This window comes from Bradyrhizobium sp. USDA 4452, assembly GCF_054063575.1.
Genome location: NZ_JBSSGK010000001.1, coordinates 3,020,623 through 3,039,915 on the forward strand (window position 1 = coordinate 3,020,623; position 19,293 = coordinate 3,039,915).

At 66.1% G+C, this 19,293-nt stretch carries 21 protein-coding genes; 10 read left to right on the forward strand and 11 right to left on the reverse strand.

The genetic code is table 11. From position 1 onward, the window contains the following. Positions 1–110: 110 nt before the first annotated feature. Complete coding sequence (gene arfB / locus ACVISU_RS14530) at positions 111–530, forward strand: alternative ribosome rescue aminoacyl-tRNA hydrolase ArfB (protein ID WP_456707381.1); 420 nt, start codon at positions 111–113, stop codon at positions 528–530. 53 nt (positions 531–583) lie between these two features. Here the strand turns inward: arfB and ACVISU_RS14535 are convergent, their stop codons facing one another. Beyond that, entirely contained in the window at positions 584–892 is a 309-nt protein-coding gene (locus ACVISU_RS14535) for a hypothetical protein (protein ID WP_050402768.1), read from the reverse strand. Between the two features lie 401 nt (positions 893–1,293). Between ACVISU_RS14535 and ACVISU_RS14540 the strand changes: the two genes are divergently transcribed. From ACVISU_RS14540 to ACVISU_RS14555, 4 genes are read left to right on the forward strand one after another with little or no spacing between them, the layout of a single operon-like run. Beyond that, positions 1,294–1,614 carry a c-type cytochrome gene (locus tag ACVISU_RS14540; protein WP_456710825.1) on the forward strand — a complete coding sequence of 107 codons (321 nt, stop codon included), beginning with the start codon at positions 1,294–1,296 and terminating at the stop codon, positions 1,612–1,614. Then, the gene (locus ACVISU_RS14545; protein ID WP_456707382.1) at positions 1,615–2,010 is read left to right on the forward strand and encodes a VOC family protein; all 396 of its coding nucleotides are present in this window, start codon (positions 1,615–1,617) and stop codon (positions 2,008–2,010) included. A 32-nt stretch (positions 2,011–2,042) separates the two neighbouring features. Beyond that, positions 2,043–2,591, forward strand: coding sequence for a twin-arginine translocation pathway signal (locus ACVISU_RS14550; RefSeq protein ID WP_050402770.1), 549 nt, complete (start codon positions 2,043–2,045; stop codon positions 2,589–2,591). A 24-nt stretch (positions 2,592–2,615) separates the two neighbouring features. Then, positions 2,616–4,184 carry a GMC family oxidoreductase gene (locus ACVISU_RS14555; protein WP_456707383.1) on the forward strand — a complete coding sequence of 523 codons (1,569 nt, stop codon included), beginning with the start codon at positions 2,616–2,618 and terminating at the stop codon, positions 4,182–4,184. A gap of 124 nt (positions 4,185–4,308) precedes the next feature. Here the strand turns inward: ACVISU_RS14555 and ACVISU_RS14560 are convergent, their stop codons facing one another. Next, positions 4,309–4,620, reverse strand: coding sequence for a ribbon-helix-helix domain-containing protein (locus ACVISU_RS14560; protein WP_229197066.1), 312 nt, complete (start codon positions 4,618–4,620; stop codon positions 4,309–4,311). Between the two features lie 232 nt (positions 4,621–4,852). Between ACVISU_RS14560 and mutL the strand changes: the two genes are divergently transcribed. After that, complete coding sequence (mutL, locus tag ACVISU_RS14565) at positions 4,853–6,670, forward strand: DNA mismatch repair endonuclease MutL (protein WP_456707384.1); 1,818 nt, start codon at positions 4,853–4,855, stop codon at positions 6,668–6,670. A gap of 106 nt (positions 6,671–6,776) precedes the next feature. Here the strand turns inward: mutL and ACVISU_RS14570 are convergent, their stop codons facing one another. The 3 genes from ACVISU_RS14570 to ACVISU_RS14580 form a co-directional block, all read right to left on the reverse strand. Then, on the reverse strand, positions 6,777–7,397 hold the full coding sequence (locus ACVISU_RS14570) for a hypothetical protein (protein ID WP_050402774.1): 621 nt from the start codon (positions 7,395–7,397) through the stop codon (positions 6,777–6,779). 99 nt (positions 7,398–7,496) lie between these two features. Then, complete coding sequence (rsmD, locus tag ACVISU_RS14575; RefSeq protein ID WP_050402775.1) at positions 7,497–8,054, reverse strand: 16S rRNA (guanine(966)-N(2))-methyltransferase RsmD; 558 nt, start codon at positions 8,052–8,054, stop codon at positions 7,497–7,499. A gap of 6 nt (positions 8,055–8,060) precedes the next feature. After that, a complete protein-coding gene (locus tag ACVISU_RS14580; protein ID WP_456707385.1) occupies positions 8,061–10,109 on the reverse strand; it encodes a pseudouridine synthase in 2,049 nt (682 codons plus the stop codon). Between the two features lie 128 nt (positions 10,110–10,237). Here ACVISU_RS14580 and ACVISU_RS14585 point away from each other — a divergent pair, with 128 nt between their 5' ends. Then, on the forward strand, positions 10,238–10,696 hold the full coding sequence (locus tag ACVISU_RS14585) for a nucleoside deaminase (protein ID WP_456707386.1): 459 nt from the start codon (positions 10,238–10,240) through the stop codon (positions 10,694–10,696). Between the two features lie 201 nt (positions 10,697–10,897). On the opposite strand, the gene ACVISU_RS14590 is transcribed toward ACVISU_RS14585, so the two are convergent. Beyond that, on the reverse strand, positions 10,898–11,803 hold the full coding sequence (locus ACVISU_RS14590; RefSeq protein ID WP_456707387.1) for an alpha/beta fold hydrolase: 906 nt from the start codon (positions 11,801–11,803) through the stop codon (positions 10,898–10,900). 120 nt (positions 11,804–11,923) lie between these two features. Between ACVISU_RS14590 and ACVISU_RS14595 the strand changes: the two genes are divergently transcribed. Beyond that, positions 11,924–13,156, forward strand: coding sequence for an acyl-CoA dehydrogenase family protein (locus tag ACVISU_RS14595; protein ID WP_456707388.1), 1,233 nt, complete (start codon positions 11,924–11,926; stop codon positions 13,154–13,156). 133 nt (positions 13,157–13,289) lie between these two features. Here ACVISU_RS14595 and purD read toward each other — a convergent pair whose 3' ends face one another. The 4 genes from purD to ACVISU_RS14615 all read right to left on the reverse strand — a co-directional run bounded on the left by purD (position 13,290) and on the right by ACVISU_RS14615 (position 16,060). Next, a complete protein-coding gene (gene purD / locus ACVISU_RS14600; RefSeq protein ID WP_456707389.1) occupies positions 13,290–14,567 on the reverse strand; it encodes a phosphoribosylamine--glycine ligase in 1,278 nt (425 codons plus the stop codon). A 99-nt stretch (positions 14,568–14,666) separates the two neighbouring features. Then, entirely contained in the window at positions 14,667–14,966 is a 300-nt protein-coding gene (locus ACVISU_RS14605; protein WP_050403675.1) for a winged helix-turn-helix domain-containing protein, read from the reverse strand. Between the two features lie 3 nt (positions 14,967–14,969). Then, complete coding sequence (locus ACVISU_RS14610; protein ID WP_456707390.1) at positions 14,970–15,521, reverse strand: hypothetical protein; 552 nt, start codon at positions 15,519–15,521, stop codon at positions 14,970–14,972. Beyond that, the gene (locus tag ACVISU_RS14615) at positions 15,518–16,060 is read right to left on the reverse strand and encodes a DUF2306 domain-containing protein (protein ID WP_456707391.1); all 543 of its coding nucleotides are present in this window, start codon (positions 16,058–16,060) and stop codon (positions 15,518–15,520) included. Before ACVISU_RS14615 ends, ACVISU_RS14610 begins: the two co-directional genes overlap by 4 nt. A gap of 149 nt (positions 16,061–16,209) precedes the next feature. Here ACVISU_RS14615 and xseA point away from each other — a divergent pair, with 149 nt between their 5' ends. Beyond that, positions 16,210–17,832 carry an exodeoxyribonuclease VII large subunit gene (gene xseA, locus ACVISU_RS14620; RefSeq protein WP_456707392.1) on the forward strand — a complete coding sequence of 541 codons (1,623 nt, stop codon included), beginning with the start codon at positions 16,210–16,212 and terminating at the stop codon, positions 17,830–17,832. 208 nt (positions 17,833–18,040) lie between these two features. On the opposite strand, the gene ACVISU_RS14625 is transcribed toward xseA, so the two are convergent. Continuing rightward, a complete protein-coding gene (locus ACVISU_RS14625) occupies positions 18,041–18,871 on the reverse strand; it encodes a dienelactone hydrolase family protein (RefSeq protein WP_456707393.1) in 831 nt (276 codons plus the stop codon). 187 nt (positions 18,872–19,058) lie between these two features. Here ACVISU_RS14625 and ACVISU_RS14630 point away from each other — a divergent pair, with 187 nt between their 5' ends. Continuing rightward, positions 19,059–19,286, forward strand: a complete 228-nt coding sequence (locus ACVISU_RS14630) for a DUF2093 domain-containing protein (RefSeq protein WP_016848019.1) — start codon at positions 19,059–19,061, stop codon at positions 19,284–19,286. Positions 19,287–19,293: the final 7 nt, after the last annotated feature.

Genomic DNA, 19,293 nt, shown 5'->3' on the forward strand with positions numbered 1-19,293 from the left:
CGCACGCCGACCGCGGACCCAACCAACGCTGCATCTACGCAGTTCAAGCAGGCGCAGCACAAACCCGCTATCCTGCGGCCTGCCGATTCTTCCCTCCACCGGGTGATGTCATGCTGCGGGTGTCCCGCGACCTTACGATCGACGAGAACGACATCGAGATCGTCTTTGTCCGCGCCTCTGGTCCGGGCGGGCAGAATGTCAATAAGGTCTCGACCGCGGCCCAGCTCCGCTTCGACACGAACAAGATCGTGCTGCCGCCGGACGCGGCGCAGCGGCTGGCGCGGCTCGCCGGCAGCCGCATGACCAAGGACGGCGTGATCGTGATCCAGGCATTTCGGTTTCGCACCCAGGAGCGCAATCGCACTGATGCGATCGAGCGGCTGCTCGAGATGCTGAAGGAAGCGATGGTGCGGCCGACGCCGCGGCGGCCGACCAAGCCGACGCTCGGCTCCAAGCAACGCCGCCTCGAAGGCAAGAAACGCCGCAGCGACATCAAGGCCGGCCGCGGCAGTCAACGTTTCGACGATTAGTCTAGGGGCCGCCGGACACAGCGCGCGGCGCTGCGTCCGGGATCCATCGCGCCTTAGTACTTCTTCGTTGCGGGCGCCATCTCGGAACCACCGGACTTCGGTGGCGTCGCGTGGCCGCTGTTGCTGCCGACCGTTCCCTTCGACTTGGCTGTGGCACCGCTCTTTTGCGACGGCGAAGTCGGCTGCGCCGCCATTTCCTCATCGCCACTGCCGGACATGCCGCCGCCTTGCTGCATCGTTCCTGCGCCCGCTGCGCCGCCGCGAAGCTGGGTATTCGGCGTAGCCGTTCCCTGCGCCAGGACGGGGCCGGCCATCGCGGCCGAGATGGCAAGGACGAGCACGCTGGTTTTTGCAAACGTCATCTATTTCTCCAGGACTTTGACTGACGATGGGTGGAGCGGCGCAGATCGTGCGCCGTTTGCCGCGTCGACCCTGAACCCCATCGCGCGAGACAGAATTTCCGCAAACGGCGCACACCCAATGCAAGCGGCGTCGTGTGGAGATCGTGCAGGGATTTCGCGGTCATTTTGCGGATTTGTCGTCCGCATATGCGGCAACCATCGGTTCCGCGCCAGATCAGTGCCCAGCTTTGTTCTGCCGTGAAACAGCCCGCTACTACCAACGGCCGGTTTCAGCCTCCTACAGTCATCGCACAGAGGCGGTGATGTATATGACAAAGCTGCGCGCCAAATGGACGGCAAGGTGGACGTGGGCGCTGGGATTTTGCAGCGCGATGTTTGCAGTGCAAATGACGGCTGCGCAAATGCCCTTGCCTGCCGCCAAGCCGCCCGACGGGGCGACGCTGTTCAAGCAGCAATGCGCGACCTGCCACACCACGAATATTTCCGATCCGATCCGGCAGGGACCGTCGCTCTACAAGATCGTCGGCCGCCATGCCGGCAAGGCCGACGGCTTCAAATATTCCGCGGGCTTCGCCAAGGCGGATTTCGTCTGGGACGATGCCAGGCTCGATGCCTGGCTGACCAATCCACAACAGGTGATCCCCGGCGCCGTGATGGCTTACCGACAGGCGAGGGCCGAAACCCGCGCCCTGATCATCGCCTACCTGAAGGAGCTGAACTGAATGGCGAAACCGGTGCATTCGATGATCCGCGTGTTCGACGAGGCCAAGGCGCTCGACTTCTATCACCGCGCATTCGGGCTCGAGATCGCCGACAATCTGCGATTTCCTGATTTCGCGCTGATCTATCTGCGCCATCCCTCCTCGCCGTTCGAGGTCGAGCTCACGGTCAATTTCGACCGCAAGGAACCCTACGCGCTCGGCGACGGCTACGGCCATCTCGCCGTCGTCGTCGATGATGTCGATGCCGAGCACGCGCGCTTCGAGAAGGAGAAACTGTCGCCCGGGCCGCTGCGCGACTTCAAGCACGACGGCAAGACGCTGGCGCGCTTCTTCTTCGTCTCCGATCCCGACGGCTACAAGATCGAGGTGATCCAGCGCGGCGGGCGCTTCGGCTAATCCAATCAGAAAATAAATTTTGGAGGAAACCCATGAGAGAAATCGATCGACGCAGCAAATATGACCGGCGTGTCTTCCTCAAAGGCGCGGCCGTCACCGCCCCCGCCGTCGCGATCGCGACATCGACCGGGCTTGGCATCAGCGATGCGTGGGCCGACGAGGCCGGCACGCTGACGCCGGCCACCATGAAGACGCTGCTGAAGATGGCGCGCGACATCTATCCGCACGATTTCCTCGGCGACAGCTACTACATCACGGCGGTCAAGCCGTGGGATGACAAGGCCGCCAAGGATCCGGCCATCAAATCGCTGATCAATGAGGGCGTGACCCGGCTCGATCAGGCGGCCAACGACCGCCACAAGATGCCCTATGCCCAGATCGCCTGGGAGAACGATCGCGTCGCGCTGCTGCAGCAGATCGAGCAAAGCGCGTTCTTCCAGAAGATCCGCGGCGATCTCATCGCATCGCTCTACAACAACAAGGAGGTGTGGCCGCGGTTCGGCTACGAGGGCTCCTCCGCCGAGCACGGCGGCTACATCAAGCGCGGCTTCGCCGATATCGACTGGCTGCCGAAGGCCTGAACCGGACAACGTCGGGAGGAAGCAATGGCAAAATTCGATCTGAATGACAGCGGCGTCGTCGTGATCGTCGGCTCCGGTGCGGGCGGCGGAACGCTCGGCAATGAACTGGCGCAGAAGGGCATCAAGGTCGTGATCCTGGAAGCCGGACCGCGCATCGAGAACCAGGATTTCATCAACGATGAATGGGACAGCTTCGGCCAACTCGCCTGGTCGGACATGCGCACGACGTCGGGAAGTTGGCGCGTGCACAAGGATTTCCCGAACATTCCGGCCTGGATCGTGAAGGCGGTCGGCGGATCAACCGTGCACTGGGCCGGCGCCTCGCTCCGCTTCGACGAGCACGAATTCAAGATCAAGTCGGCCTACGGCAACATCCCCGGCGCCAACCTCCTGGACTGGCCGATCACGCTCGCCGAGATGGAGCCCTATTACGCCAAGGCCGAGAACAAGATGGGCGTCACCCGCACCAACGGCATTCCCGGACTTCCCGGCAACAATAACTTCAAGGTGCTGGAAGCGGGTGCGAAGAAGCTCGGCTACAAGGAGGTGCACACCGGGCGGATGGCGATCAACAGCGAGCCGCGCGACGGCCGCGGCTCCTGCCAGCAGATCGGCTTCTGCTTCCAGGGCTGCAAGTCGGGCGCCAAATGGTCGACCCTCTACACAGAGATCCCGAAGGGCGAAGCCACCGGCAATCTCGAGGTGCGCCCCGGCAGCATGGTGATCAAGATCGAGCACGACCAGTCCGGCAAGGTCACCGGCGTGGTCTATGCGGATGAGAGCGGCGCGATGCAGCGCCAGAAGGCGCGTGTCGTCGCGGTCGCCGGCAACTCGATCGAGAGTCCGCGGCTGCTGCTCAACAGCGCCTCCAGCATGTTCCCGGATGGCCTCGCCAATTCATCGGGCCAGGTCGGCCGCAATTATTTGCGGCACATGACCGGCAGCGTGTACGCGACCTTCGAGAAGTCGGTGCACATGTATCGCGGCACCACGATGGCCGGCATCATCCGCGACGAGGCGAAGAACGATCCGAAGCGCGGCTTCGTCGGCGGCTACGAGATGGAGACGCTGTCGCTCGGCCTGCCCTTCATGGCCGCGTTCCTCAATCCCGGCGCCTGGGGCCGCAGCTTCACCAGTGCCATGGAAGGCTATCCGCGGATGGCCGGCATGTGGCTGGTCGGCGAGGACCTGCCGCAGGAGACCAACCGCGTCACGCTGGATCCGACCATCAAGGACAAGTTCGGCATGCCGGTCGCGAGCGTGCATTTCGACGATCATCCGAACGACGTCGCGATGCGCGATCACGCCTACAAGCACGGCGCCGCGGTCTATGAAGCGGTCGGCGCCACCGTGACCTATCCGACGCCGCCCTATCCCTCGACCCACAACATGGGCACCAACCGGATGAGCGAGAGGCCGCGCGACGGCGTGGTCAACAAGTTCGGCCAGAGCCACGACATCAAGAACCTGTTCGTGTCCGACGGCAGCCAGTTCACGAGCGGAGCTGCCTGCAACCCGACCCTGACCATCGTCTCGCTAGCGATCCGCCAGGCCGACACCATCGCAGGCGCGATGCAGCGCAAGGAGATCTAGGACTCTGAAGGGCGAGCTTCGGTCTGATCTCGATCAGAACCGAAGCCTGAGTTCCCTCGCAACTCAAACGGCCTTGTCCTGCCCAGGACAAGGCCGCTGTTTTCTGCACGATCAATCCGAAAGCTTATTCCGCGGCGTCGAGGATCGGCTGGCCCTGGAATGCGGGCGCCGCAGCTACGCTCTGCGAGCGATAGATCAGGCAGCAGCACCGTAACAGCGATGCAAAATTATTGACCTCGCCATGGTGGTCGAGGACTTCGCCATACAGCGTGGTGACGAACTTCGCGACGCTCATCCCCTCCTTGGCCGCGATCTCCTCCAGCGTGTCCCAGAACGACATTTCCAGCCGGATCGAGGTGCAATGACCGCCGATCCGCAGCGACCGGGTCTGCGACTCATAATTCCGCTGCGGCTGGTGCGAGAACAAATGGCACATGGCTATCCTCCCGATCGAATTATAATTTTTCTAAACGATATACCCCCGCATGCGGCGTCACAATCGCCACGTAGGGCGTAGCGGGCGCACACGCGAAGGTGAGTGTCTTCAAGGCGATAGGCCGGCTCCATCCCCAGCTAAAGCCAGTTATTCGCGGACCGCCCCATGCATTTGGCCGACCAGCCGACTAGAATGGCGCCGACCCTCGAATCTCCGTCCGATCGCGCAATCCATGCCCGTCCGCCAGCTCCCCGAACAGCTCGTCAACCGCATCGCCGCCGGCGAAGTGGTCGAACGCCCCGCGAGCGTCGTCAAGGAACTGGTCGAGAACGCGATCGACGCCGGCGCGAGCCGGATCGACATCTTCACCGACGGCGGCGGCCGCCGCCGGATCGGCATCACCGACGACGGCGGCGGCATGACGCGATCAGACCTTGCGCTCGCGGTCGACCGCCACGCCACCTCCAAGCTCGACGATGAGGACTTGCTGCGCATCCGCACGCTCGGGTTCCGCGGCGAGGCGCTGCCCTCGATCGGCGCGGTCGCAAAGCTCGGCATCACCACGCGTCATGCCAGCGAGCCGCACGCCTGGTCGCTGTCGGTCGAAGGCGGCGAGAAGTCGGAGGTCATGCCGGCCGCGCTTGGCCAGGGCACCCGCGTCGAGGTCAACGAACTGTTCTACGCCACGCCGGCGCGGCTGAAGTTCCTCAAGACCGACCGCACCGAGGCGGAAGCGATCCGCGAGGTGGTGCGACGCCTCGGCATGGCGCGGCCCGACATCGCCTTCACGCTGGCCGGCGAGGAGCGCGCGCCGGTCACCTGGGCCGCGGCGCTGCCCGGTGCGGCCGGCAGGCTGACACGGCTCGGCGATATCCTGGGCGCGGACTTTCGCGCCAGCGCGATCGAGGTGCGCGCCGAGCGCGAGGGCGTCACGGTCGAGGGCTTTGCCGCCGCGCCATCGCTGACCCGCGCCAATGCGCTCGGGCAGTATCTGTTCGTCAACGGCCGCCCGGTGCGCGACAAGCTGATCCTGGGTGCGGTGCGCGCGGCCTATTCCGACTATCTGCCGCGCGACCGCCATCCCGTCGTGGCGCTGTTCGTCACCTGCGATCCGCAGGAGGTCGATGCCAATGTGCATCCGGCCAAGACCGAGGTGCGTTTCCGCAACGCTGGCCTGGTGCGCGCGCTGATCGTGCACGCGCTGAAGGAGGGCCTGGCGCGCGAGGGCCGACGCACCGCGGCCAACACCGCCGACGGCGCGACGCTACAGGCGTTCCGCCCTGCCTTCACGCCGCCGCGCCCGGGCAATTGGGACTGGCGTGCTTCGCCGTCCTATCCGGCTGGTCCAATGCGCGCGTTCGACGGCGCGGCGGCGCCGGCTTTCGCCGAGCCCGGACAGGCAGCTTTCGACGTCGGCACGCCGACCGCCGATGTGCGCTTCGAGGCGGCGCCCGCACCCGATCTGCTCGACCGTCCGCTGGGCGCTGCGCGCACCCAGATCCACGAGACCTACATCGTCTCGCAGACCCGCGATGGCCTGATCGTGGTGGACCAGCACGCGGCGCATGAACGCATCGTCTATGAGAAACTGAAGGCTTCGCTCGCCAAGAACGGCGTGCAGCGGCAGATCCTGTTGATCCCCGAGATCGTCGAGCTCGATGAGGCGACCGTCGAGAAGCTGCTCGATCGCGCCGAGGAGCTGGCCTCGTTCGGGCTCGCGATCGAGTCCTTCGGCCCCGGCGCGGTCGCGGTGCGCGAGACGCCCTCGCTGCTTGGCAAGACCAACGCCGCCGGGCTGCTCCGCGACCTCGCCGAACACATGGCCGAGTGGGACGAGGCGCTGCCGCTGGAACGCCGGCTGATGCATGTTGCCGCCACCATGGCCTGCCACGGCTCGGTCCGTGCCGGCCGCCGCCTCAAGCCGGAGGAAATGAACGCGCTGCTGCGCGAGATGGAAGACACGCCAAACTCCGGCCAGTGCAACCACGGCCGGCCGACCTATGTCGAATTGAAGCTGAGCGATATCGAGAAGCTGTTCGGGCGGCGGTAACCGCCCCACGCGCAGCTGTCATCGCGTGGTGTGACATCCCCTTCGCCGGGACGAACAGACGGCATGGGTGATGACAGCCGTGGGATGGGGGTCGCTAGTCTACCCCTCACAACGAATTCTTGCGCGCGAACACCTCCAGCGCGGTGCGCAACTGTGCAATCCATTCATCGCCGTCCCTGAAGCCGCCTGCCCCGATCCGCTTGCAGACCTGATCGAGATCATCGCCATCGGCGGTGCGTTTGCCGACCTGCCGGACGATCGCGGCATAGCCGTCCACCAGCAGCACGAGGCCGGGCGCGCCCGCTGCACCATATTGCTCGCGCGCATCGCCGAACAGCCGGGACGCCTCGTCGTACCGGCCCAGCGCCAGATCGAACGCCCCCACCAGCCAGATGCCGGTTGCGACACGCAGCGGCTCCAACCCGAGCCTCTCGACGAGACGCAGCGAGCGCTCCGCAAGCTCGCGCGCCGCCAGCAGATGATCCGGGTTGATCGGCTTGTCGGAGACGCTCCAGCCCGGCCAGCAATCCGCCGCCGCGTTGAACGTCAAACGCTGGGCCACCTTCAGCGCTTCGGTCCGGTCACTGTCCGGCGCTCCAGGATGGCGCGCGATCTCGTCGGCGGCATCGCGCGCAGCCGCCAGCAGCGCGGCGTCATCGCCCGCGCCGCGCAATGCCTTGACGCGCGCCTCAAGCTGATTTGCAAGCACGGCAACAGACTGGGCCATGATCACGCTCCGCGAACGACGATGAGAAAGTCGAAGGCCGGATTATCTGGGCGCAGGGTCAACCATAAGGCCGGCGGATGAACGTGACGCTGATCCGCCCTACACTTTTTCGCGAAGGAACACGAACTCGGTATCGTCGTACGCGCGCCGTTCGAGCTCCTCGAATCCCCTGGGAGCCGCGAAGGCCGCGGCCTTCGCCTCCTCGACCACGAGCAGCGCGCCCGGCGCCAGCCATCCGCCGTCGCGCAGCGAGGCCAGCGCCTTGTCGGCGAGACCCTTGCCGTAGGGCGGATCGAGAAACACCAGCGAGAACGGCTCGACCGGATGCGCCGGGCCGAGATCGGTGGCATCGCGGCGATAGACCTTGGTGGTGCCGCCAAGGCCGAGCGCCTCGACATTGTTGCGCAGCAGCGCCCGCGCCTCGGCGCCATTGTCGACGAACAGCGTGAACTTGGCGCCGCGCGAGGCCGCCTCGATTCCGAGCGCCCCGGTGCCGGCAAACAGATCGAGCACCCGCGCGTCCAGAATCGGATTGTCGTAGGCGTGGACCAGGATGTTGAACACGGATTCGCGCAGGCGATCCGCGGTCGGCCGGATCTCGCGGCCCGACGGCGACGCGAGATTGCGGCCCTTCAGCCTGCCCCCGACGACGCGCATCGGCCGTTACTCGTCGCGCGGCTTGAGATCGCGCTTGCCGTGATAGCCGCGCTTGGGACGGCGCGGCGGGCCGTAGCCGTTGGCCTCGTCCTCGTTGCGGGTGCGCGCTTCCTCGCTGCCGGTGCGCTGCACCAGCACGCGGCGGCCCTTGCGGTCGTTGATCGTTTCGCGTTTGCTCGGCTTCGGCTTCCTGGCGGGTGCATCGTCGCCATCTCCGGCATCACGCTGCTCCGGCCGCGTGAAGTCCGCGCCTGCGATCTTGGCGATCTTCTCGCCGAGCTGCTCGCGCAACACCCGCGTCTTGACCTCCTCGACCTTGCCTTCCTCGAGCTCGCCGAGTTGGAACGGGCCGTAGGAGATCCGGATCAGCCGATTCACCTCGAGCCCGAGATGCGCCATCACGTTGCGCACCTCGCGGTTCTTGCCCTCGCGGATCGCGAACACCACCCAGACGTTGGAGCTCTGGTCGCGTTCCAGCGTGGCATCGATCGGCCCGTATTTGACGCCGTCGACCTCGACGCCGTCCTTGAGCTGGTCGAGCTGCGCTTGCGTCACCTCGCCATGCGCGCGCACCCGGTAGCGCCGCAGCCATCCGGTGTCGGGATGCTCCAGCGTTCGCGCCAGCCCGCCGTCATTGGTCAGCAGCAACAGGCCCTCGGTGTTGAAATCGAGCCGCCCGATCGAGATCAGCCGCGGCAGGCCTTCGGGCAGATTGTCGAACACGGTCGGACGCCCCTCGGGATCGGCATGCGTCGTCATCAACCCGCGCGGCTTGTGATACATGAACAGCCGCGTCCGCTCACGCGGCGGCAACGGCTTGCCGTCGACCGCCACCACATCGTTGTCGGTGATATCGAGCGCCGGCGAGTTGATCACCCGTCCGTTGACGGTGACGCGGCCCTGCGTGACGATCTCCTCGGCATCGCGGCGCGAGGCAAGACCGGCGCGCGCCAGCACCTTGGCAATGCGCTCGCCGGATTTCTTCGGCTTGGGCTCGGGGCGCTCGCGACGGTGGTCATAGGAGCGCTCGCGATAGGCGCCGCGGCCGCCGAAGGCCGGCCGCTTGGCAAAGACCTTGCTGTCATCCTCATTGTCGCGGCGCGGCCGATCGGAGAAGCGGCCTTCGCTGCGCGGATGCTCCTGCCAATCGGTGCGACCTTCGGTCCGCTCGCGCCGACGGTTGTCGCGACCGCCGTTCTCGTCATCGCGATTCCAGCGCGGCCGGCTGAACTTCGGACGATCACCCTGCTCGCGATCGTCGCGGGACCTGGAGAACCGCGGGCGTTCGTCGCCACCGCGATCATCGCGCGACCGCGAAAACCGCGGGCGCTCGTCACCGCCGCGGTCGTCGCGCGGTTTGCGATCACGCTTCTGCCAGGGCTTCTCGTCGCTGCGGTCGCGGCCCTCGAAGTCGCGGTCGCGCTTGAAACGCGGCCGATCGCTGAAATCGCGGCGCGGCGCATCGCCATCCTCACGGCGGCGGAACGGACGGCCCTCGCCCTTATCGCGGAACGAGGTCTTGTCGCGATCGCCGCGCGAAAATTTCCGGTCGTCGAACTTGCGTTCGGCGCGCTCGCCGCGCGGGGCAAAGGTCCGCTTCTCGCCATCGCGCTCGCCGCGCGGCGTATAGGGGCGCTTCTCGCGATCGCCATAGGATCGCTTCTCGCCGAACTTGCGGTCGGATGACCGGCCCTCCGAACGAAAGCCGCCCCGCTCGCCGCGCTGCGGACGATCGCCTGCCTCAAAGTCCCGGCGCTCGCCGCGTGGCTTGAACGGGCGCTTGCCGCCGCCCTCGCCGCCCCGGTCGTCACGCTTGAAGCGCGGCCGGTCGCCATAGTCGCGGCGCGGCGCATCACCATCCTCACGGCGGCGGAACGAGCGGCCCTCGCCTTTGTCGCCGAACGAGCGCTTGCCGCGATCCCCCTTGTCGCCAAAGCTGCGCTTGCCGAACGGCTTGTCCGATCCGCGGGAGCCACCGGGCCGCCCCTTCCCGGGCGCGCCCCGGTCCCGCCGGCCGCGCGGGGAATCGTTGTTTTTGTCGCTGTCGCGGGGCATGAATGTTCTCGCCTGGAGGTTCAATTGGGGCGCAGGGCAACCGGCGATACGCGCGCCATCAGGGCGCGACTGGCGCAAAACCGGCATCCACTTCTGCTGAAGGCGACGCTACTAGCAGGTTTCTTCCGATGATACGAGGCATGTCTGCCCCTTCTTTCATGGATTTGGCGCTGAAAACCGCCGAAAATGCCGGAAAAGCTGGCGAAGTTCCGATCGGATGCGTGATCGTGCGCGGTTACGAGGTGATCGCCGCCGTCGGCAACCGCACCCTGACGGATCACGACCCTACCGCCCATGCCGAGATTTTGGCAATCCGGCAGGCGGCAGATGCCATCGGCACCGAACGGCTGATCGATTGCGACCTCTACGTGACGTTGGAGCCCTGCACCATGTGCGCCGGCGCGATCTCGTTCGCCCGCATCCGCCGGCTCTATTACGGCGCCGCCGACCCCAAGGGCGGCGCAGTCGAGTCCGGTGTGCGGTTCTTCGCGCAGCCGACCTGCCATCACGTGCCGGAGGTCTATGGCGCGGTCGGCGAGACCGAGTCGGCGCGCCTCTTGCGCGAGTTCTTCAGGGAGCGGCGGTGAGCCACCAGTCGCCCGGATGAGGCGCAGCGCGATCCGGGGACCTTTCTCCACGGAAACAATCCCGGATTTCGCTGCGCTCCATCCGGGCTACGTAGCTCTCCGCTGTTAGTCCCGTCATCCTGAGTAGCCGCGAAGCGGGGCCGATTCATCCTTCGAGACGCGCGTTCCGCGCTCCTCAGGATGACGGTCCTGCGCTTTGCGCTAACCCGCCAGGAAAAATTCGCGCAGCAACTTCGCCGTGGCGTCCGGCGCTTCCTCAGGCAGGAAATGCCCCGACGGCACCGGCGCGCCGCTGACATTGGTTGCCCAGGTCTTCCAGGTATCGAGCGGTGTCGTTGCCGCGCCGGCAACGCCGGCATCGCCCCACAGTGCCAGCATCGGGATTGTGATCTTCCTGCCGGCGTCGACGTCGGCCTTGTCGATCTCGAAGTCGGCATAGGCGCCGGCGCGGTAGTCTTCGCACATCGCGTGGATGCGGGCGGGATCGCGGAACGGCGCAAGGTAATGCGCGAGCGCGCGCGGATCGATCGCCTCCAGCGTCCTGGTCCTAGTCTGGCTCGCCATCTTCTCCTTGAGGAAGAATTCGCCATTGCTCGCGATCAGCGTCTCCGGCAACGGAGAGGGCTGCGCCAGGAACGCCCAGTGGTAGATCTTCAGCGCCGACAGGCGATTGAGCTTCTGCCAGTAATCATAGGTCGGCGCGATATCGAGCACCGCAAGCTTCGACAGCCGGCCGGGATGATCGAGCGCAAGGCGGTACGACACCCGGCCGCCGCGGTCGTGACCGGCGAGCGCGAAATGCACATGGCCGAGCTGCTCCATCGCCTCGATCATGGTCCTGGCCCAGACCCGCTTGGTATAGGGCGTATGGTCCTTGTCGCTGTCGGGCATGTCGGACCAGCCGTAGCCCGGCAGGTCGGCGATGATCAGCGTGAATGCGTCATCGAGTTTCGGCGCGACCGTGTGCCACATCACATGGGTCGAGGAGAAGCCGTGCAGCAACAGCAATGGCGGGCCCTTGCCGCCGACGCGGGCGAAGATGCGGCCCTGCGAGGTGTTGATCCATTTCGACTCATAGCCGGGAAAAAGATCAGCGAGATCAGGCATCGGTGGCTCCCCGGTCGCGTGCGCCGTGCTTCAAACTTTGTTCGGCGTTGCCGCTGGTCCAAGTGGGGTTTATGCCATTCTCGAGCCCAAGCAACAACAACACGAAAACGAGGAAGTGCCATGTCGATCGATTTCGAGATTCCGGCCGAAGCCAAGGCGATCCGCGAGAAGGTCCGCAAATTCGTCCACGACGAGTGCATTCCGGCGGAAAAGGAACTCGACACCAAGCCGCTCGCCGAGGTGCTCGGACCACTGCGCAAGAAGGCCCGCGCGCAGGGCCTGTGGTGCCCGTTCGTGCCGAAGGAGTATGGCGGTATGGGCCTCGGCCCGCTCGCCAATGCGCTGGTGCAGATGGAGCTCGGCGAGAGCATGCTCGGCGCGCTCTCGATGAACACGCAGGGGCCGGACGACGCCTCGATGATGACGATCCTGGCGCACGGCACGGAATACCAGAAGGAGAAATTCCTCAAGCCCCTCTTGAACGGCGACAAGCGGATCTGCTTCTCGATGACCGAGAAGGCGGCCGGCGCCGACGCCACCGGCATGCAGACCACGGCGGTGAAGGACGGCAACGAGAACTACATCCTCAACGGCGAGAAATGGTTCTCCTCGTCGGCGAGCGTCGCCGACATGGCGCTTGTCATGGCGAAGACCGATCCGAACGCCCCGCGCCACAAACAGTATTCGACCTTCATCGTCGAGTTGCCCAACCCCGGCTACCGCATCAAGCGCAACGTCGCCAACATGGCGATCGAGGGACCGCATGACGACGTGATCCATGGCGGCCACTCCGAGATCGAGATCAAGGACCTCAAGGTGCCGGCCGACAACCTGCTCGGCGGCGAGGGCAACGGCTTCAACATGGGCCAGCATCGCCTCGCCTATGGCCGGCTGCGCCACGGCATGCACAACGTCGCCAAGGCGCAGCGCGCGCTCGACATGGCGGCCGCCCACGTCACCAAGCGCTCGACCTTCGGCCAGTTGCTGGCCGACCGCCAGGCGGTGCAGTTCATGCTCGCCGACTGCGCGAGCGAGCTTTACATCGGTCGGCTGATGCTGCTGCACATCGCCTACAAGGCCGAGAAAGGCCTCGACATCCGCCAGGAGAACTCGATCGCCAAGATCTTCCACGCTCACATGGTGCACAAGGTGATCGACACCGCGATCCAGCTGCACGGCGCGCTCGGCTTCAGCCAGGATACGCCGCTGGCGAAATGGTACACCCAGGTGCGCTCGCAGCGGCTGGTCGACGGTCCCGACGAGGTGCACAAGTGGAAGATCGGCAAGAATGTCATCAAGGCGTTCCGCGAGCACGGCACCACCGCGAGCGCGGCGGGCGGGGATTTGCTGTAGACGGCGGCGGCGTCCCAACACCCATCGTCATTGCCGGGCTTGACCCGGCAATCCATCTCACGAAGAGACTTTCCCGAAGGCGATGGATGCGCGGGTCGAGCCCGCGCATGACGAGCGAAGCGAGTGGAGCGCGCTAGCCCTTTTCCGCCTCCACCGCCTGCCAGGCGATGTCGCGGCGGCAGAAACCCTCCGGCCATTTGATCCGATCGACGGCCTGATAGGCGCGGTCGCGCGCCTCGGTGACCGTCCTGCCCATCGCGCAGACGTTCAGCACGCGGCCGCCGTTGGCAACGATCGCGCCATCCTTGGCCACAGTGCCGGCGTGGAAAATCTCAACGCCCTCGACCTTGGCGGCGTCATCGAGGCCGTCGATCCGCGTGCCCTTGATGTAGTCGCCGGGATAGCCCCTGGCCGCCATCACCACCGTCAGCGCCGGGTCCGGGTACCAGCGCAGGTCGAAGTTCTTCAATTGCCCGTCGATCGAGGCGAGCAGCGCCGGCACGATGTCCGACATCATCCGCAGCATCAGCACCTGACACTCGGGATCGCCGAAGCGGACATTGTATTCGAACAGCTTTGGGCCCTGCGCGGTCAGCATCACGCCGGCATAGAGCACGCCCTTGAACGGCGTGCCGCGGCTCTTCATCCCGGCCACCGTCGGCAGGATGATCCGGGCCATGATCTGGTCGTGGATCTCAGGCGTCACGAATGGCGTCGGCGAATAGGCGCCCATGCCGCCGGTGTTCGGCCCCTTGTCGTGATCGAACACCCGCTTGTGGTCCTGCGCAGTCGCCAGCGGGATCGCGGTCTCGCCGTCGCACAGCGCGAAGAAGCTGATCTCGCGGCCCGACAGAAATTCCTCGATCACGACCTCGGCACCGGCCGAGCCGAACGCGCCCTCGAACATCATCGCAATCGCCGCCTCGGCCTCGGGCAGCGTCTGCGCCACCACGACGCCCTTGCCGGCGGCGAGCCCGTCGGCCTTGACCACGATCGGCGCGCCCTGGGCGCGGACATAGGCGGTCGCATCCTTCGCATTGTCGAAGCGGCGATAGGCGCCGGTCGGAATGTCGAACTCGCTGCAGAGGTCTTTCGTGAAGCCCTTGGAGCCCTCGAGCTGCGCGGCCTGCTTGCGCGGCCCGAAGGCCTTGATGCCGACGGCGGCGAGGTCATCGACGATGCCGGCGGCGAGCGGCGTCTCCGGCCCGACCACCACCAGATCGACCGCGTTGCGCCGGCAGAACTCGATGACCGCGGCATGGTCGGCGACGTCGAGCGCGACGCATTCGGCCTCGCGCGCGATCCCGGCATTGCCCGGCGCGCACCACAGTTTCGTCACCAGCGGAGATGCGGCGATCTTCCACGCCAGCGCATGTTCGCGGCCACCGGAACCGAGCAGGAGGATGTTCATCAGAGACAGGCTCAAAAAGGGTGCAAGAGCTGTGTCGGTCGCACGAATCCCCGTTCGCCCGCAAGGGGCGACCGGGCCGATTCCCCTGTCATTCCGGCTTCACGGCTGCTTGCCGGCGATGATCTCCTGCAAGGTCGCGACATGGCGGGCGAAGGCGCCGCGGCCGGCCGCGGTGGCGGTCACGGTGGTCTGCGGCTTCTTGCCGACGAACGCCTTGTCGACCGCGACATAGCCGGCCCTCGCCAGCGTCTCGATATGGGCGCCGAGATTGCCGTCGGTGGCGCCGGTCAGCTTCTTCAGCCGGGCGAATTCCAGCCCGGTCGAAGCCGGCAGCGCATTGAGTGCCGCCATGATCCGCAGCCGCAGCGGCTGGTGAATGATCTCGTCGAGTTCGGCCATCGATCAGATCCGGCGCATCCAGAGCCCGCCGAGGATGAGTGCGCCACCGTGCACCACTGCCATCCACAACAGCAGCGCCGGACCGGCGTAGAAGTAAGCGGTCACGATCAAGGCGCTGCTGCCGAGCCCGATCACGATGAAGGCGTAGCCGAACCACAGGCCGGCGAGCGCATAGAACAGCATGGTGAATAGCGGCCAGAACACCAGCATCTGGCGCGGCCCGAAATGGCCGAGCACAACGGAGCAGAAAATGCCGAATGCGATGAACAGCAGGAACGCCACCAGCAGCCGCAGCGCGTAGGCGCCCGCCCCCGGACCGACACCGCTGAACGCCGCAATTGCGATCGAGCCTGCGATTCCGATGAGATCGACGACGGCCCAGATCGTATAGCCCTGCGGCGGCCAGGTGTAATTGGCGAGGTAGCCCACGAACACCAATGCGCCCCACATGACGATGATGAGACTGGCGATCTGGTAGATTTGCGACTGGCGGAGGCGATGCACGACGTCGTTGATGTCGTTCAGCGCCGCGCTGGCCTGCTGGCTGTCGATCATGACGTCACTCCATTTTGCTCGGCGAGCCCGGAAGAAACCGGTGGGGCGTCGGCCGGCGGGCGATATTTCCCGATCAGGACATAGGCGATCGTCATGGTGATGATCGACAGCACCAGCGCCAGCAGCCCGACCTGCCCGCGCGTCGTCAGCGGCAGCGCGCGCGCCATGATTTCCGTGGCCGCTGCCGACATCAGCGACACGTAGGACCAGGAGATGAAGTAGTAGTGGATCAGCCGCCAGTTCGGCGGACGCGGGCTGCGCAGCAGCGGAACAATCGCCGCCACGATGCAGGCGAAGTTCACGATCGCACCGACATGGAACAGGTTGAGAGCGCCGGTGAACCGGTAAACCAGCATCGCCGCCCCGTCGGCGACCAGCATGGCGTAGACGAAGAAATAGCCGCGCGCCCGGTGGCCTGCGCCGCGCTTCGGCCGCAGGAACTGGATCAGCCCGACCCCGATGCACAGCACAGCCACCACGGCATGGACCGCGCCCGCCGCGGAATGGACGAAACTCGCCGAGGTCAACTGCGGGATCATCGGTCAGCGCTCCAGCAAGGTCGCCAGTACCTTCAACATAGAGAACTCTGTACCACAGAGTTTAGGGACAAGCAAGCCCGCGCATTGGCGATGACGGGCAAAAGTCCCTACCTTGCGCTGAAGCTCACAAACAGCCGAATCACCTGCAAATGACCGCTGCCGCGCCGAATCTCGTCAACGCGCCCGAATTCACCGTCTCGGAACTTTCCTCCGCCCTGAAGCGGACGGTGGAGGACCGGTTCGGCCATGTCCGCGTCCGCGGCGAGATTTCGGGCTTCCGCGGCCCGCACTCGTCCGGCCACTGCTATTTCGCCCTCAAGGACGAGAGCGCCAAGATCGAAGCGGTGATCTGGAAATTCGCCCACGCCCGGATGCGCTTCAAGCCGCAGGAAGGGCTCGAGGTCATCGCCACCGGCAAGCTGACCACCTATCCGAACTCCTCGAAGTACCAGATCGTCATCGACTCCCTGGAGCCGGCCGGCGTCGGCGCGCTGATGGCGCTGATGGAGGAGCGCAAGAAGAAACTGGCGGCCGAGGGCCTGTTCGACGAGGCCCGCAAGCAGCTGCTGCCCTGGCTGCCCGAGGTGATCGGCGTCGTCACCTCGCCGACCGGCGCGGTGATCCGCGACATCCTGCATCGGCTCGAGGACCGCTTCCCGCGCCGGGTGCTGGTATGGCCGGTCAAGGTGCAGGGCGACGGCTCGGCCGAGCAGGTCGCCGCCGCGATCCGCGGCTTCAATGCGCTGCCGGAGGGCGGCCGGATCCCGCGGCCCGATCTGTTGATCGTCGCGCGCGGTGGCGGCTCGCTGGAGGATTTGTGGTCGTTCAACGAGGAGATCGTGGTCCGTGCGGCGGCCGAGAGCCACATCCCGCTGATCTCGGCGGTCGGCCACGAGACCGACATTACGCTGATCGACTTCGCCGCCGACAAGCGCGCGCCGACCCCGACCGCCGCCGCCGAGATGGCGGTGCCGGTGCGCAGCGAGCTGTTCGTCGAGGTCACCGCGCTCGCCCGCCGCACCATGGTGTGCTGGCAGCGTGCCCAGGAGGCGCGCCGCACCGAGCTGCGCGCCGCGGCGCGCGCGCTGCCGGCGGCGAACGAACTGCTGGCGATCCCGCGGCAGCGGCTCGATCATCTCGCTGCCGGGCTGCCGCGCGGGCTGAAGGCCAACACGCACGCGCATTTCCGCCGTTTTGCCGCGTCGAGCTCGCGCCTCACCATCGGCGTGCTGCGCGGCCAGGTCGCGCATGCGCGGCAGCGGCTCACCGCATCCGGCGAGCGCATCACGCTGTCGGCGCGCGCGCTGCTGCATCGGCGGCGCGAGCGTTTTGGCGGGCTCGAGATCCGGCTCAAGGCCTCGAAACTCGCCAATGCGAAGGCCCAGCGCACCGCGATCGCGCGCGATCTCGAGCGCACCCACCGCCTCGCCGAGCGCGCTCGCCGCGCACTGGTCACGACGCTGCAACGGCTCGAGGCGCGGGTCGCCCATCGCAGCCAGCTGCTGTCGGCGCTGTCCTATCGCGGCGTGCTGGCGCGCGGCTTTGCGCTGGTGCGCGATGCGCAGGGACACGCACTGCATTCAGCCGCAGCGGTCGGTCCGAACGCCAATTTGTCGATCGAGTTCGCCGACGGCCGCGTCGGCGCCACCACGAATTCCGATCAGCCCGCGGCGACGGCGACGCCGGAGAGTCAGCCTAAGCCGCAGCGCGAGGCGAAGCCGGCAGCGCCGAAACGCGTCATCAAGCCGGTGGACCAAGGTAGCCTGTTCTAAAGCATGATGAGATTAGGTTGAATTGGTGCGCATCGGGGCCTTACCTCTCCCTTGGGAGAGGTCGGCGCGCAGCGCCGGGTGAGGGGTTACGGTCCCTCGTTGGAGCTGCGGCCCCTCACCCGATTTGCTACGCAAATCGACCTCTCCCCAATGGGGAGAGGTGAACCGAACCCGAGGCCAAACCGATTCAAGCTAACTTCATCCCGCTTTAGCGCGCCAGCCACTCGGCGACCTGCTTCTGCGCGTCCTTGCGCGCGTCCGCATCGGTGCCGATATGGCCGCGCTCGGCGACATCGACATCGGAAGCCGCGACCGCATGCAGCGGCAGATTGGCGCGGTCGAAATCATGATAGGCCTCGGGATAGACCACGATCCGCGCCAGCGCGCTGCGGCCGCGTGCGCCGTCGACCATCTGGTGGCAGGCCGACGATGAGGTCACGTCGTCGCGCGCGCCGATCAGCACCAGCGTCGGCACCCGCGCGCTCCAGCCGAGGCCGGACGAGGTGCGGCAATCCGGATAGAACGCGACCGCCGAGCGAAAGTCCGGCTCGACACTGCGCGACCACATCTGCGGCCGCACCGCCCACAGCAAGGCGGCCGCGCCATTCCCCCAGCCGATCAGGCTGATGCGGCTCTTCGCCACCCATTTCTGCTGCACCAGCCATTGTCGCGCGGCATTGATGTCGGCAACCCGTGCCCGGCGGGTCTGGACCTGATGCTCCCTGATGCGGCACTGCGGCCCGAGCTCGCGGGAGCCGTAGCTGTCCGGCAGCAGCACCGCATGGCCTGACGTGAGCAGTTGCTCGGCCCAGTCGCGATAGCGCGGTGCGACCTGCTCGGAACCGCCGGCAAGACCGCCGCAGCCATGCAGCGCGATGACCGTCGGGAACGGCCCGTCGCCATCGGGCCGGTAGAGCTGCGCATGCAGCGTGACATTGCCTTCGGAAATTTCGACCTGATGCGGGGCGGGAAGCGGCGCCGCCGCCGCGGGCGGCACGGCAAGCATGGCGAGGCAGGTGAAAACTGACTTGAGGCGCATCCGATCCGGCCGGCTCGTTATGGCGCTGTAAACACAGCGGACCACGGCTGCAACGCTACCATGCGCATCTGCCGCCAAATCATCACAAGTCGGTGGTTTAACGGGCGGACATGCCCCCCTATCTGTGATAAACGGCTTGATGAACATTTAAGGCTGCCTCATCAGGGGCAAGGCGGAGAGCTCAAACGTGCTGAACAAGTTCGGTCCCTCGGGCCATGGCGAAGCGCAGGTGCAATATCTCGACGGCGATTTTCGCGTGATCTCGCCTGGCACCTTCGTGCGTTGTGCCATCACCGACGTCCGGATCCCGCTCGACGAGCTGAAGTACTGGAGCGTCGACCTGCAGGAGGCCTACGCCACCCCGACCGCCGTGCTGCAGCGGCATCATCCCGGCGTGCTCAAGCCGCAGGCCTGAGCTCGAA